The sequence below is a fragment of the Desulfosoma profundi genome (assembly GCF_055387865.1).
Genome location: NZ_AP042420.1, coordinates 2,248,062 through 2,262,196, shown reverse-complemented (window position 1 = coordinate 2,262,196; position 14,135 = coordinate 2,248,062). Strand labels below are relative to the sequence as shown.

The window sequence follows — 14,135 nt, the reverse complement described above, 5'->3', positions numbered from 1 at the left end:
GGGCACGGCGTGGAACGCAAAAAGCACGAAGCCTGGGCTTTGGCTGTTTTCACAGTAAGCATCCTTACGGCGATCAGCCTGGTGTCGTATCACAGCACGGATCCCACCTTCTTCGGCTCTGCGGGCGTGGGGCGCGCTCCGGAGAACCGCATCGGTCTCTTGGGCGCCCATATATCATGGCTTGCGTTTTTTTTGATCGGCGTGGGGTCCTATGCCGTGCCGCTTTTCGGGTTGTGGTGGAGCTGGTCGCTTTTGCGAGGTCGTCCTGTGTTCCCCTATGGGCGAATGCACCTCGTTGGTCTGCTGCTCATGCTATGGACGGTCGTCACCCTGGCGGCCTTTCATGGCCCCAAGTTTTCCGTTTTCGGTCAGGAGATCCCGGCGGGAGGACAGGTGGGAACTTTGTCGGCCTCGTTTCTGGCCGGCCGCCTGAACCTGCTGGGAGCTCAAGTCCTCTTGGGAGGCCTTTTCCTCATCGGGCTCGTTCTCTCCACGCCTTTCACTCTGGGTTCCTTCGGGCGCTTCCTTGTCGGAATTCCGAAACGCCTTTTAGCGACGCCGGCCGCTCAAACCTCTGCGCCCAAGCGCAGTGAGACCCAGGACGTGTCCTCTTCCCCGGTGCCTTCTCAGCGTCCGCCTCGTCGGGCCAAAACGGCTTCCGGCGCCGAGCGCAAGGATCGAGAAGCTCCAAGCCCCCTAGGGTCGCCTCATCCGCCGGTAAAACCCACGGCCGTCGTTCGCGAAAAGCCACCCGCCCCGGAAGACCCTTCCGGGAAGGCGTATGTATTGCCCACCGTGGATCTTCTGGATTTTTACGAAGCCGAGGAGGCCCCACCCGATCCGGGGTTGCTTCAGCACAAGGCGAAGATTCTGGAAGAGAAACTTGCCGATTTCGGGGTCCAGGGCCAGGTCGTGGGAATCAATCCCGGCCCGGTTCTCACCATGTATGAATACAGCCCGGCCCCAGGAATCAAGATCAGCCGCATCGTGGGACTGGCCGATGATTTGTCCATGGCGCTCAAGGCCTCCAGCGTCCGGGTCGTGGCCCCCATTCCCGGAAAGGCGGCTATCGGGATTGAGATCCCCAACGAAAAGAGAGCAACGGTTTCGCTCCGATCCATTATTGAATCCAAGGCCTTCGCCGCCTCCACCTCCGCTTTGACCATCGCTTTGGGGAAAGACATCACCGGCAACCCGGTGGTCACCCAACTGACCCGCATGCCCCACCTGCTCATCGCGGGCGCGACCGGGACGGGAAAATCCGTATGCATCAACGCCATCCTCATGAGCCTGCTTTATCGCAATACGCCGGAAACTTTGCGTTTTCTTTTGATTGATCCGAAGCGGATCGAACTCAGCTCATACGAAAACATTCCCCACCTCCTGCACCCAGTCGTCACAGAACCCAAGATGGCCACCCGCGCGTTGCGCTGGGCCGTCCAAGAAATGGAGCTGCGCTACAAACTTTTGGCAGACAAGAACGTTCGAAACATCGAAACCTACAACCGCGTGCTGGGAAAAGAGCAATCCCCCAAAACCGACCAGGGGCATCCCAAAGAATCCCCGAACGGCACGCTGTTAGAGCATCATTTTCTGCCCTACATCGTCGTGATCATCGATGAATTGGCCGATCTCATGATGGTGGCTTCTCGAGAAGTGGAAGAATACATCACGCGGCTGGCCCAGATGGCCCGAGCGGCGGGGATTCATCTGATCTTGGCCACACAAAGGCCGTCGGTGGATGTTTTGACCGGGATCATCAAGGCCAACATCCCGACACGCATCTCTTTTCAGGTATCCTCCAAAGTGGATTCCCGAACCGTGTTGGACACCAACGGGGCGGAGACTTTGTTGGGGGCCGGCGACATGCTTTTTCTTCCTCCTGGGACAGGAAAATTGCAGCGCATTCAGGGCGCCTTCGTCTCGGATATGGAAGTCCAGCGCGTTACGGATTTCTGGCGCGAACGGCACCCCGAAGTGGATCCCATGGCGAGTCGAGTCTCTTTTGCAGAAAAGGAGGCGACGTCGCAAACGACTGAAGAGGACATGGACGAAAAGTATGAGGAGGCGGTCCGACTGGTTGTCGAGAGCCGCCAGGCGTCCATCTCTATGATTCAACGGCGGCTGCGGATCGGGTACAACCGGGCCGCTCGAATGATCGAACTCATGGAACAGCAGGGGATCGTCAGCCCTTCGGACGGAAGCAAACCCCGCGAGGTTCTTGTCCCTAAGGAGACCTTGGACAGATGAGAAAAACGTGGAGGTCGGATGACGCAGGGTCGAGGTGGGTTTTATCCGTAGGATCGGCTCTCACTCTTATGGTTCTTTGCTTGCCCCTCTGGAACGGTCCCGCTCTGGCTGCCCCGGGAACCGCTGAAGCTGCGGAGCCCGGCGTGCAAGAGCTCCTCGCCAAAGTGGAAGAGCACTACGGAAGCATTGTGGCCTATACCGCGGATTTCTCCCAGTGGACAACCTCCGTGGCCACTTCCGGGGCGACCACAGAGGCCCGAGGTGTCTTCTACTATCAAAAGCCTCGGCGCATGCGCTGGGAGTATGAAGCGCCCGAACGACAGGTGTTCGTGGCATTCAAAGATACCGCCTGGCTTTACGTTCCGGAGGATCGTCAGATCGCTCTTTTTGAGATGAAGGAGCTCCTCCATTCGCCGATCATGGGCACGTTTTTCGAAGGGGTCGTGCAGTTGCGGGAGAATTTCGTCGCAACGTTCGACGCCGCCGCCGGTACGGAAGAAACCGCAGTGCTGCGCCTCAGCCCGAAGCAGGAAGACCCCAATGTACGCGCTCTTCGTTTGTGGGTCGATACCAAAACGTTCAACATCACGGAAATCGAAGCCCAAGATGCCTTGGGCAACATCAACCGTATCCAATTTCATAATCACAAGGAAATCAAATTGCTGCCCAAAGGCCTGTTTGCCTTTGACCCGGATGATACCGTCGTTGTGTTGGATTCTTCCGGGCGCAAACTCAATCGAGACGAAATCGGCGCCATGAAGCGCCGTTTGAGAGATTAGACGGAGATCCCGATGTCATTCGATGATCAGCTCATCCAAAGGATCGGCGACCTCAGGAAAGAGAGGAACGCCATTATTTTAGCGCACAATTACCAGCCTGGAATCATTCAGGATATTGCCGACCTTACGGGCGATTCCCTAGAACTGAGCCGCAGGGCACGGGAGACGGATGCAGAGGTGATCGTCTTTGCCGGGGTGCACTTCATGGCCGAAACCGCGGCGATCCTCAATCCCGACAAAATCGTCCTCCTACCCAACCCAGGGGCCGGGTGCGCAATGGCCGACATGATCACAGCGCGGGATGTGCGGCGGATCCGGGAAGAGTTTCCCGGAGTGCCCATCGTCACCTATGTGAATTCCACGGCTGAAGTGAAGGCCGAGAGCACCGTGTGTTGCACTTCGGCGAACGTTACCCGCGTGGTCGCGTCTTTCCATGAGGAGAAGGCTCTGTATCTGATTCCGGATCAAAACCTGGCCCAATATGCAGCACGCCACACAGAAAAAACCATCCATTTCTGGAAAGGTTATTGCCCCATCCACCACCAGCTGACAGCCGAAATGGTTCGCGAAGCCAGAAGATCGCACCCAGAAGCGCTCTTTCTCGCTCATCCGGAATGTCGCCCGGAGGTGCTGGATCTTGCGGATGTCGTCACGAGCACTTCAGGGATGCTTCGGTACGCGCGCACCAGCTCCCACCGCTCGTTTCTCATCGGCACCGAGACGGGCATTCTTCATCCTCTGCGTCGAGATAACCCCGACAAGGTCTTTTATCCCGTCTCGGACCAGATGGTGTGCCCGGACATGAAAAGAACGTCGCTCGAGGACATCGTGCGCAGCTTGGAAACCTTGACCCCCCAAGTCCGTGTCCCTGAAGAGGTCCGTATCCGAGCCCTTGAGGCCGTGGAACGCATGCTTCGCATCTGAGGGTGAGCCATGGATCGGGACCGCTCTTCCACACATCGGCCGGTCCTCGCCGTCACCATGGGGGACCCTGCGGGCATCGGCCCGGAAGTCATCGTCAAGGCCATCCGGGATCCCGGGCTATTGGCGGTCTGCCGGCCTTTGGTCATCGGAGACGTCACGGCCCTGCAGAGGGAGACGGAGCTGTTGGGCGTCCGGTTCCCTTTGAAGGTCTTTACCGACGAGAAGGAGATCCCGGAACAGCTGCCGGACGACACCGTATGCATGCTCTGCCCGAATCCGTTGATGCCGGAGGATATCACCTATGGCAGGCCGTCAGCCGCCGCCTGCCGGGAAACAATCCACTATATCCGCACAGCCGTGCATCTCACGATGACCCGACGGGCCGACGCCGTGGTGACCGGCCCCATCCATAAGGACGCGCTCCACCACCATGGCTTCCCGTTTCCGGGGCACACGGAATTTCTTCAGGATCTCACAAAGGCGTCCCATGTGGTGATGATGCTCGCCGGGCCAAAACTTCGTGTGGCCCTGGCCACCATCCACTGCCCCCTGCGGGAGGTGCCCGATCGGATCACTCGAGAAAACCTTGCCGAAACACTGGAGGTTTTGGTGACATCACTGATCCGGGATTTCGGCATTTCCCATCCCAGAGTGGCGGTCTCAGGCCTCAACCCTCATGCCGGCGAAGCCGGCCGCTTTGGGCGTGAAGAATTGGATGTCATCGCGCCGGCCATCGAGCAGTTCCGCAGGAAACATCCTCACGGCGCCGTCACGGGTCCTTATCCGCCGGATACGGTCTTTTTCCGTGCTTTTGAAGGGAGTTTCGATGCCGTCCTCGCTTTGTATCACGATCAAGGACTCATCCCGCTCAAATTGGTCCATTTCCATGAAGCCGCCAATGTGACCCTTGGCTTGCCCATCGTCCGAACATCCGTGGATCACGGCACAGGGTACGATATCGCCGGAAAGGCTCTCGCTCATCCTGGAAGCCTGACCTACGCCATGAAAACCGCGATGGTCATGGTGCGCAACCGCTGTCTCCGAGCGCGGGCTTTGGAGGGAAAGGGTGAGCACGGCGGCGGCTGAGGCGTGGATCCGCATCCGTGGGGCCCGCCAAAACAATCTGCAAAACCTTGATGTGGACTTTCCCAAGAACAGCTTTGTGGTCGTCACCGGTGCCAGCGGGTCGGGAAAGTCCACGCTGGTCTTTGATGTCCTCCACGCCGAGACCCAAAGGCGCTACCTGAGCACTTTTCTGCCTTCATCCGGCATGGCCCTCATGCCCACTTTTCGGCGGGAAAAACCCGATGTGGACACCATCGACGGACTCAGCCCAACCATCGCCGTCGAGCAGGGTCGGTTCCCTTCTCATGGGCGATCCACCGTGGGTACCTTCACCGATATCTACGATTTCTTGAGGCTGCTCTTTTCGCGGCTGGGGACCCCCATGTGCCCGTCCTGCGCCATCCCCATTCAAACGTCCAGCATCCGGCAGATGATCGAGCGCCTGCTGGAAGCCCCCGAAGGCTCTCGAGCCATGCTCCTCGCTCCCTTAGAGCCCGTTTCAGAAAAGAAACTTCCCGGCGCACTGGCGACTTTGAAAAAGGATGGCTTCATGCGCATCCGCTGGGATCACCAAGTGTATTCTCTGGATCCCTTCCCGGTTCTTCCTCGGCGCCCCCAATATGCACTGGAATTGGTCGTGGATCGGGTGAGCTTAAAACCTGATGCCGTGAGCCGGCTGTCCGGATCTTTGGAACTGGCCGCCCGGTATGGAAAAGGCATTGTGCGAGTCGTCATGGAAACAGGGGACACAATCACCTTTACCCAAATCCCCCAATGCCTCCGGTGCGGATATCGAGTCGCCCAGCCGTCCATGGCTTTATTCTCCTTTTTTCACCCGAAAGGGGCATGTCCTCGATGCGAAGGGACCGGCGTGGAGCCACCGACAAAGCCGAGGAAAAGCAAGGATGTGGATGTGGATGCGGATTTCGTTCTCGAGACCCCGTGTTCGGCATGTGGAGGAACGCGACTCAACAAAGAGGCCATGTCTTTTCTGGTCGGAGGCTGCTCCATCGGGGCTGTGAGCGCCATGACCTTGACGGACGTGGGCGCGTGGCTGAACCAACTCGACCTCCCTTCCTACGAGAGCGGGATCGCGGAGAAGATTCGACAAGAAATCCTTCCCAGACTGGAGGCCCTCCAGAAACTGGGCCTCGGCTATCTGACCTTGGATCGGTCCATCGCCACCCTCTCATCGGGGGAAACCCAGAGAATTCGACTGGCCCAGCAACTGGCGGACCCTTTTTCCGGAGTCGTCTACATTTTTGACGAACCCAGCGTCGGACTCCATCCCCAGGACATGGACCGCCTTCGGATCGTCCTGAAGAACCTCTGTGACCAAGGAAACACGGTCATCGTCGTCGAGCACGACGTGGCAACCATCCGAGAAGCCGAATACGTCGTCGAGCTCGGCCCGGGAGCCGGGCCGGCCGGAGGAAAGCTTGTCTTCACCGGAACGCCGAAGGAGATGGTCGCATGCCCCCATTCCCCCACTGCTCCCTTTCTCCTCGGGTCGAGTGCCCAAAGGATCGAAAGGCATTCCCGGAAAAAGACACTTTCGCACTTTCTCACCCTTTGGGGCGCCAAAGGCCACAATCTGAAAGATCTCACGGCGCGCTTCCCTCTCAAGGCGCTCACCGGCGTAACGGGGGTCTCCGGGTCGGGTAAAAGTTCGCTTGTCATGCAAACCCTCTTTCCCGCACTGCAACGACATCTTCAAAGAATTGAAGCGCCGTCGCTCCCTTACGACAGGCTTGAGGGCTGGGAAGCTTTACACACGGTCCAGGTGATGGATCAGTCTCCAGTGGGGCGTATGCCCAGATCCGTGCCTGCCACCTACTGCGGCGTGTTCGACCCTCTGCGCTCTCTCTTTGCCGGGCTTCCCGAAGCCAAGGCGAGGGGATATACCGCGGATCGTTTCTCGTTCAACCTTCCCGGAGGTCGATGCGACTTCTGCCGCGGCGAAGGGCGGATGCGTGTGGAAATGGTCATTCTCCCCGACTTTTTCGTCACCTGCCCGTACTGCAACGGGGCACGCTATGAACCGGACACGTTATCCGTGCGGTTCAAGGGGCATTCCATTGCGGATGTGCTTCAACTGACCGTCTCTGAGGCCTTGGATCTTTTTCGACATCTCCCCGCCATCCGCCGGAAGCTCCAGGCAATGGACGACGTGGGATTGGGATATCTCCAGCTCGGACAGCCGGGCAACACTTTGTCGGGTGGAGAGTCGCAACGTCTCAAGCTCGCCAGGGAATTGGGTCGATCCGCGACAAAACCCACCCTCTATCTCTTGGACGAACCCACCACAGGACTTCATCCCCGGGACGTCGCACGGCTCGTCGCCCTCCTTCACCGATTGGTCGCAAAAGGCCACACCGTCATTGCCATTGAACACGACCCCCAGTTTCTACGGTCCGCCGACTACCTTATCGACCTCGGCCCAGGGGCCGGGCCTGACGGCGGCCGCATCGTGGCTGAAGGCCCTTTGGAGGATGTGCTCGCAACGTGCGACACACCGACAATTCGCGCACTTAGGCACGCGGCTTGATCCCAAACGAAATCCTGCCACAGCTCCAGGCCGAATCGCGCGGAGTTTCTCGTTGACGCGGCTTAACGGAGGATCTGTGGGGACCCGAGCCCGCACGGAGGCGACCACGCGGGCATTGCCAGCCGGTTTCAACACCGGTGGACAAATGGTAGGCGATGCAGTCCAGCTTGATGGTGAAATCCACGTTTTCCACGTGGCAACAATCCGGCACCTGGATCTGCACCGGAGCAAAATTGAGGATGCCATTGATGCCGGCGAGGATGAGTTGGTTGGCCACACTTTGCGCCGCGCTGGCCGGTGTCGCAATAACCCCGATGTGGACATCCCGCTCGCGCACCACCTCTTCCAGCTCATCCACATGGTTGACAATCAATCCATTGGGGAGCTTTTTGCCGACTTTCTGTGGATCCACGTCGAAGGCCGCTGTGAAGATGTAACCATGCTTGATGAAATTGCCGTGGCGGATCATGGAAGACCCGATGTTTCCCAAGCCCACCATGGCCAGGTTCCAGGTCCGATTAAGGCCGAGGATCTCCTTGATCTGGTTGACCAAATCCGCAACATGGTAGCCGACACCACGCACGCCGAATTCCCCGAAGTAGGCCAAATCTTTCCGGATCTGCGCCGGGTTGACACCGCATTGCTTCGCCAGCCGCTCGGAGGAAATGACGTCCACGTCATCTTCCAGCAGCTCCTGAAGCGTTCGGACGTAGATGGAAAGGCGGTTGATGGTCGCCATGGGGATTTTGGCAAATTTCATCCTCTGCCCCTCATGCAGCCGTGTGCGGGCCGTGCTCATCGAGCGTCTCGGTTCTTGTGCATGGTTCCATGCACCCCATCCGTGTTGTGCCGCTCTTCACATGGCACCGATGAAAAGAAGGCCAACCCGCCCACAGAGGGGGGTGAGGATCTCGGGCCCAGCCCTCGACCCCCACCTCGGATTCGGCCTTCTCAGAGTTCCCGTATCCTCGCCGTTTAGTGGGCCAGACCCACGAATCCCTGGATCAGCTTGGAGACCGGGTTCGCGTAGATGAGGATCAAGGCGATGACCAACGCGTAAATACACAGAGACTCGATCATGGCCAGACCGATCATCATGGTCACGGTGATTTTACCGGAGGCTTCGGGGTTGCGCGCCACACCTTCCACCGAGCTCTTAATGGCCATACCCTGGCCCAAGCCCGTACCGAAAGCGGCGATGGCGATCCCGAAACCGGCGGCCACAGCCGAATACATGAAGAACCGCAGCCCTTCCACCTTTTCGGCCGATCCCGCATCCGCAGCCATGGCCAACGTGGTCAACCCGAGAACCAACAGCGTCGTGAAGAACCCAACTTTCCTAGACATCGATACAACCTCCTTGGATTGAGAATTAAGTTTATGCGGCCTTTCCTCCAACCGTAACCGCCAATGGGAATTAGTGCGCCTCTTCAATGGCGCCTGCGAAATACATGGACGACAACAGGCAGAAGATGAATGCCTGCACAAAGCCCGTGAACAACCCGAGGAACATGATCGGCAGCGGCGCGAGATAGAGGCCGGCCAGGAAGAACAGAATGGCCAAAACCAGCTCTTCCCCGAAGATGTTTCCAAAGAGACGGATGGACAGACTCAGGACACGGGCTGTGTGTCCGATAAGTTCGATGGGGAAGATTAACGGGGTCAGCCACCAAATGGGGCCCATGAAATGCTTGATGTATTTGATCCCGTGGAATCTTACGCCGATCACGTGAGTAAAGACGACGACAATCAGGGCGCACGCGGCTGTGGTGTTGATGTTCGCCGTGGGCGCAAAGAAGCCGGGGATCATGCCCATGTAGTTGCTGAGGAGGATGAAGAAGCCCAAAGTGGCGATGAGCGGGAAGGCGAAGCGGCCTTCTTCTCCGGTGATCCCCACCATGAAATCTTCAATCCCGGTGATGACCATTTCGAAAAAGTTTTGGCCCCCCGAAGGCACCAACTCCAAACGGCTCACGGCCAACTTGGCCAGAATGAGCAGCACGGCGGCCACCACCCATGTGTAGACCACATGGGGCAGGAGCAGCTTTTGAAGGAAGGTGTGGGCTTCATCGGCACTGTGGACGATGGGAAGTCCCAGCTTTTCCAAGAGAATGCTGAGAAACAAGACCGGATGTTCCATAGCTTACCTCTCTCCCCTCATGACCATTTTCACGGCTTCCTGTATGGCCACCAGCACGATGCTGACCATCACCACCGACAGTCCCGCCAGGAACGCCGGCGGATCCACCCAACCGTAATAGAGCACCGTGAAGACCAAAAACACGGTGCCGAGAAACCGCAGATAGTATTTGACGAACAGCACCCCTTTTGAGGGGGGGCGCCGGGGTTGTTGGAAGGCCCGACGCATTTGCCATTTCATGACCTGGAAGCTGACCGTGACGGTCACCCCTCCCAAGAAGACGCCCAACGCATCGCGCATGGAAAAGAACACCGCGGCGATGGCCACCGCGAAAATGAGAAGTATCACATTCACAAGCTGGATGCGCCGGATCAGCCTCTCGTCGCTTAACAATGTTCCCCAAAACCCCTTACGGCGCGCGCTGATCCTCGCGCTGTTGCTTCCGCATAAACCGCACGTAGTTGCGAAAGCCGGCGATGATCCCCATGACCAGGAAAATCAGTGTAAGCCATGGGAACGTTCCAAAACTGGCGTCCAGCCAATAGCCCAGAGCCACGCCGATGAAAATGGCAAAGGCCACCGAAAAGCCTAGGGTGCTTGCCAGTCCCACCTGTTTGAGGTATTTTTTGGTCTCTTCTTTCATCGGCCACTTCGTGTAAATTATCACAGACTACCTAGCACAGCCCCCTACCCAAGTCAACGCTATTTTTCGACGCTTCCATCCAACCGGTGTCCGGGGGCAAAGTGGAGCTTTCCCGAATGGCCTGCTTCGCGGGCATCGAAGGATATCCCGCAAAGATGTTCTCCACCCCCATGGAATGAGAAAAACGCACGCCGCCCTCCGTGTGAATCCTAACCTGAAACGGCGGTACCTGAAACGGCGGTCTTCCAAACTTCGCCGACGGCCTGCGCAAAACAAAAAAAGTCATTCGCCTCCTGCGCCTTCTCCAGATGGGCAAAAGGTGCTCGTCGATGAATCAACACCCCAACGGCGACATTCCTCGGATCCGATTGATCATGCCGTCCGCTCATCCCTGGAGCAGCCCTTATTGCCCCCTTCCTGGTCCCGATGAAAAGAGAGCCGTGCGGGTGCCCTTATGATTTCGGATACCACCGTCTGACCGTTCGCAGCGATTCCACAGCGGCCTCGGCGGTTCGTTCCAAATCCGCCTGTGTGTGGGCCGTGCTCACAAAGAAACTTTCAAACTGTGACGGTGCCAGGTACACGCCCCGGGAGAGCATCTCTCGGAAAAACACCCCGTAGGCATTGCAATCCGAGAGGGAAGCTGTAGCGAAATCCTTCACCGCTTCACGGGAGAAAAAGGCGGTGCCCATGGATCCGATGCGATTGATCGTCATCGGTATGTCGGCGATCCGGGCCGCCTCGCGAAGCCCCGCTTCCAACATGGCTCCCTTTTCTTCCAGCGATTCATAGATCCCGTTTCCACTGAGCACTTGAAGGGTAGCCAATCCCGCGGCCATGGCCAACGGGTTTCCTGACAGTGTTCCCGCCTGATACACGTCCCCCAGCGGGGCCACCTTTTCCATGATATCTCGTCGGCCGCCGTAAGCCCCTACAGGGAGCCCGCCACCGATGATTTTCCCGAGGCAGGTGAGGTCCGGACGGACACCGAACCGTTCTTGGGCACCTCCCGGAGCCAGTCGAAAACCGGTGATGACTTCGTCGAATATGAGCACACTGCCGTAGGCATCGCACAACCGACGCAACCCCTGGAGGAACCCTGGTTCAGGGATGACCGTGCCCATGTTCCCGGCCACAGGTTCCACAATGATGCACGCGACCTCTTCGCCGTGCGCTTTCATGGCGGCCTCGACCGAATCCAGGTCATTGTAGGGCAATGACAATGTGGGAGCGACGATTTCGGGCGGGACACCGGGACTTCCGGGAATCCCAAGCGTGGCCAACCCGGATCCCCCTTTCACTAGCAGACAGTCGCTGTGGCCGTGGTAGCACCCGTCGAACTTGATGATTTTTGATCGCCCTGTGAAGCCTCTGGCCACCCGGATGGCACTCATGGCGGCTTCCGTCCCGGAGTTGACCATGCGCACCATCTCCATGGACGGCACCATGGATACCACCTTTTCCGCCAATTCCACTTCCCACCGGCACGGAATGCCGTAGGATGTCCCCTGAGTCGCCGCAAAGCGCACCGCTTGGATCACCTCAGGGTGGGCATGGCCGATGATCATCGGCCCCCAAGATCCCACGTAATCAATAAGAATCCGGCCGTCCTCGTCTTCGAGCCGACACCCCGATGCTCTCTTGACAAAAAAAGGGGTGATCCCCACCGATCGGCAGGATCGCACCGGGCTGTTGACCCCTCCGGGAATGACTGCCTGAGCCCGCTTAAAGAGCGTTTCGGATACCGTGTCCTGTGCCATGAGCCTTCTCCTCTCGATCATCTTTTCCCTGAGCCGCAGTCCTGGGATACGCCCCGGGTTTTCGTCCTGGGTTCATCGCTGCCCACCCAACGTCTCTCTTCCGATGGACCCGCTGAAGGCCTCACTGAAGGGAGCATGCGGGATATCCGCCGAAGGCCTTGAAATGGAGTCCCACCGGTCGGGAGACACGGTCCCCTGGAAGCCCAGGTCCTATGGGGGTTCATTTCCCCGCGACCGTCAGTCCTCCAAGAGTTTTTGGATCTCCTTGTAATACGCATGCATGAGCTCTTCCAGGCGAAGCATCCCCACGACCCCCAGATCGTTTTCCTCCACTGGGATTTGCCCATAGCCTGAAGCAAGAAATTTGATCAACGCCTCATAGAGGCTCTCATCCGGGGTGACCTTCACGGGAGGGGATGCCAGCTCTCCCACGACCAAAAGCTCGGCTACGGCCTCCTCAAAGAGCACCGTTCGAATGTCATGCAGCGATAAAATACCTTTAAGGTGAAACCGATCATCCACCACGGGAAAGAAAGATTCGCGTGTGTGCACCATAAACCGCTTGAGTTCACGGAAGGTCATGTCCTGCGGCAAGCTCGTGACGGGCAGGCTTGGGTCATAGGCATCGCGCACTTTCAGATCTTCCAAGACATTCATCACCATGTCCGTACGGTGAGCCGGGGAATGAAATTTGTTCAACACCTGTTTTTCGTAGATGGACCAGCCGTGGGAACACAGCACCGCGATGACGGAGGTAAACATCAAAGGGACCACCAATCCGTAGCCTCCTGTCATTTCACACACCATGAGAAGTGCGCCGATGGGGGCCTTGGCGACGCCGGCGAAAAAGGCTCCCATGCCCACCAGAGCAAAAGCTCCGGGCTCCCCGACCCATTGCGGAAAAAGTCCGGAGCAGACTTGGCCCACAGCCCCCCCCAACATGGCCCCGATAAAAAGGGAAGGGCCGAACACACCCCCGCTCCCCCCGGAAGAGATGGTGAAGGATGTGGCCACGATTTTCAGCACGGCGAGGCCCCCCATCAAAGTCGCCGGGAGATGCCCCATGAGGGCCTGTTGAATGGTCCCGTAGCCGCCGCTCATGACTTCCGGCCGCCAATAGGCGATAAGCCCCACCATGAGTCCGCCGATTGTTGGAATCAGGGCCTTTTTCAAGGGAAGCCGACGAAAAAAATAGTCGCGCATTCCATAGAAAATTTTCACGTAGGCAAAGCCGAACGGGACACACACCAAAGCCAAAACAGCGTAAAACAGAAGCTCCATGGGATTCGCGAAATGGATGGGAGGAATATCAAAGATGGAACTCTGCCCAAAAATGCTGATGAAAATGGCGTTGGCGATGACGGAGGACAGGATGCATAAAATGATCCCCTCCGTCTCGAAGTCTTCCCGGTACAGCACTTCAACGGCCGTGAGAGCCCCTCCCAAAGGAGCGCGGAAGATGGCTCCAAGGCCGGCGGCGCATCCGGCCAAAAGCATCAGGCGTCGTTCCCGGACGTTCATCCGGAGGAGCCGGGCCACCCACGATCCGAAACCGGCGCCGATTTGAGCGATGGGGCCTTCGCGACCGGCACTCCCCCCCGTGGACAAGGTGATGATGGACGCTAAACCTTTGACGTAGGGAACACGGGTTCGAATGATCCCGTGCTTATTATGGAAGGCGTCGATGAGCGCATCGGTGCCGTGCCCTTCGGCTTCCGGGGCAAATCGATAGACCAAAAGGCCCGACAGCAGGCCGCCCAACGCCGGCAAGAAAAGGAGCATCCATCGGCGGAAAACCGGGGAACGTTCCAAGGTGACGAGGTGTTCGCCTCCAGGCTTGGTTAAGGGAAGGCCGGCCAAATACTCCAGAAAAAAATATGTGCCCCACTCCAGCAAAAAGAAAAACAAACACGCCCCAAGCCCGCTGACCACTCCGATGATGACGCTGTAAAGCGTGTAGCGCAAAGTTCTGTTGTGTTCCAGAGCAACGCGAATCCCAGCAGATCGGGTCACCACGGATTCATCC

The 14,135-nt window shown here is 58.1% G+C and carries 12 protein-coding genes; 5 read left to right on the top strand and 7 right to left on the bottom strand.

From position 1 onward, the window contains the following. The first annotated feature begins 9 nt into the window (after nt 1–9). From ACZ5K9_RS09750 to ACZ5K9_RS09730, 5 genes are read left to right on the top strand one after another with little or no spacing between them, the layout of a single operon-like run. Complete coding sequence (locus ACZ5K9_RS09750) at nt 10–2,250, top strand: DNA translocase FtsK (protein WP_464271145.1); 2,241 nt, start codon at nt 10–12, stop codon at nt 2,248–2,250. Next, nucleotides 2,247–3,029 carry a LolA family protein gene (locus tag ACZ5K9_RS09745; RefSeq protein WP_464271144.1) on the top strand — a complete coding sequence of 261 codons (783 nt, stop codon included), beginning with the start codon at nt 2,247–2,249 and terminating at the stop codon, nt 3,027–3,029. Before ACZ5K9_RS09750 ends, ACZ5K9_RS09745 begins: the two co-directional genes overlap by 4 nt. A 12-nt stretch (nt 3,030–3,041) precedes the next feature. Further along, nucleotides 3,042–3,953, top strand: a complete 912-nt coding sequence (nadA, locus tag ACZ5K9_RS09740; protein ID WP_464271143.1) for a quinolinate synthase NadA — start codon at nt 3,042–3,044, stop codon at nt 3,951–3,953. A 9-nt stretch (nt 3,954–3,962) separates the two neighbouring features. Next, nucleotides 3,963–5,039, top strand: a complete 1,077-nt coding sequence (pdxA, locus tag ACZ5K9_RS09735; protein WP_464271142.1) for a 4-hydroxythreonine-4-phosphate dehydrogenase PdxA — start codon at nt 3,963–3,965, stop codon at nt 5,037–5,039. After that, nucleotides 5,020–7,566, top strand: coding sequence for an excinuclease ABC subunit UvrA (locus tag ACZ5K9_RS09730; RefSeq protein WP_464271141.1), 2,547 nt, complete (start codon nt 5,020–5,022; stop codon nt 7,564–7,566). Before pdxA ends, ACZ5K9_RS09730 begins: the two co-directional genes overlap by 20 nt. On the opposite strand, the gene ACZ5K9_RS09725 is transcribed toward ACZ5K9_RS09730, so the two are convergent. From ACZ5K9_RS09725 to ACZ5K9_RS09695, 7 genes are all read right to left on the bottom strand, one after another. Beyond that, nucleotides 7,550–8,365, bottom strand: a complete 816-nt coding sequence (locus ACZ5K9_RS09725) for a redox-sensing transcriptional repressor Rex (RefSeq protein ID WP_464271140.1) — start codon at nt 8,363–8,365, stop codon at nt 7,550–7,552. The two genes, ACZ5K9_RS09730 and ACZ5K9_RS09725, sit on opposite strands and share 17 nt — an antisense overlap. Before the next feature lie 176 nt (nt 8,366–8,541). Then, a complete protein-coding gene (gene atpE / locus ACZ5K9_RS09720; protein WP_464273954.1) occupies nt 8,542–8,814 on the bottom strand; it encodes an ATP synthase F0 subunit C in 273 nt (90 codons plus the stop codon). 169 nt (nt 8,815–8,983) lie between these two features. Continuing rightward, the gene (gene atpB / locus ACZ5K9_RS09715; RefSeq protein ID WP_464271139.1) at nt 8,984–9,706 is read right to left on the bottom strand and encodes a F0F1 ATP synthase subunit A; all 723 of its coding nucleotides are present in this window, start codon (nt 9,704–9,706) and stop codon (nt 8,984–8,986) included. Between the two features lie 3 nt (nt 9,707–9,709). Then, complete coding sequence (locus ACZ5K9_RS09710) at nt 9,710–10,099, bottom strand: ATP synthase subunit I (protein ID WP_464271138.1); 390 nt, start codon at nt 10,097–10,099, stop codon at nt 9,710–9,712. Nucleotides 10,100–10,115: 16 nt separating this feature from the next. Next, on the bottom strand, nt 10,116–10,349 hold the full coding sequence (locus ACZ5K9_RS09705; RefSeq protein WP_464271137.1) for an AtpZ/AtpI family protein: 234 nt from the start codon (nt 10,347–10,349) through the stop codon (nt 10,116–10,118). Between the two features lie 452 nt (nt 10,350–10,801). Continuing rightward, the gene (hemL, locus tag ACZ5K9_RS09700; RefSeq protein ID WP_464271136.1) at nt 10,802–12,109 is read right to left on the bottom strand and encodes a glutamate-1-semialdehyde 2,1-aminomutase; all 1,308 of its coding nucleotides are present in this window, start codon (nt 12,107–12,109) and stop codon (nt 10,802–10,804) included. Between the two features lie 237 nt (nt 12,110–12,346). After that, nucleotides 12,347–14,125, bottom strand: coding sequence for a chloride channel protein (locus ACZ5K9_RS09695; RefSeq protein ID WP_464271135.1), 1,779 nt, complete (start codon nt 14,123–14,125; stop codon nt 12,347–12,349). Nucleotides 14,126–14,135 lie beyond the last annotated feature (10 nt).

What these genes read in the sequence shown, in the direction of transcription:
- ACZ5K9_RS09725 (WP_464271140.1), bottom strand. Translation starts at nt 8,365, where the DNA reads ATGAGCACGGCCCGCACACGGCTGCATGAGGGGCAGAGGATGAAATTT.
- pdxA (WP_464271142.1), top strand. Translation starts at nt 3,963, where the DNA reads ATGGATCGGGACCGCTCTTCCACACATCGGCCGGTCCTCGCCGTCACC.
- ACZ5K9_RS09705 (WP_464271137.1), bottom strand. Translation starts at nt 10,349, where the DNA reads ATGAAAGAAGAGACCAAAAAATACCTCAAACAGGTGGGACTGGCAAGC.
- nadA (WP_464271143.1), top strand. Translation starts at nt 3,042, where the DNA reads ATGTCATTCGATGATCAGCTCATCCAAAGGATCGGCGACCTCAGGAAA.
- atpB (WP_464271139.1), bottom strand. Translation starts at nt 9,706, where the DNA reads ATGGAACATCCGGTCTTGTTTCTCAGCATTCTCTTGGAAAAGCTGGGA.
- ACZ5K9_RS09745 (WP_464271144.1), top strand. Translation starts at nt 2,247, where the DNA reads ATGAGAAAAACGTGGAGGTCGGATGACGCAGGGTCGAGGTGGGTTTTA.
- hemL (WP_464271136.1), bottom strand. Translation starts at nt 12,109, where the DNA reads ATGGCACAGGACACGGTATCCGAAACGCTCTTTAAGCGGGCTCAGGCA.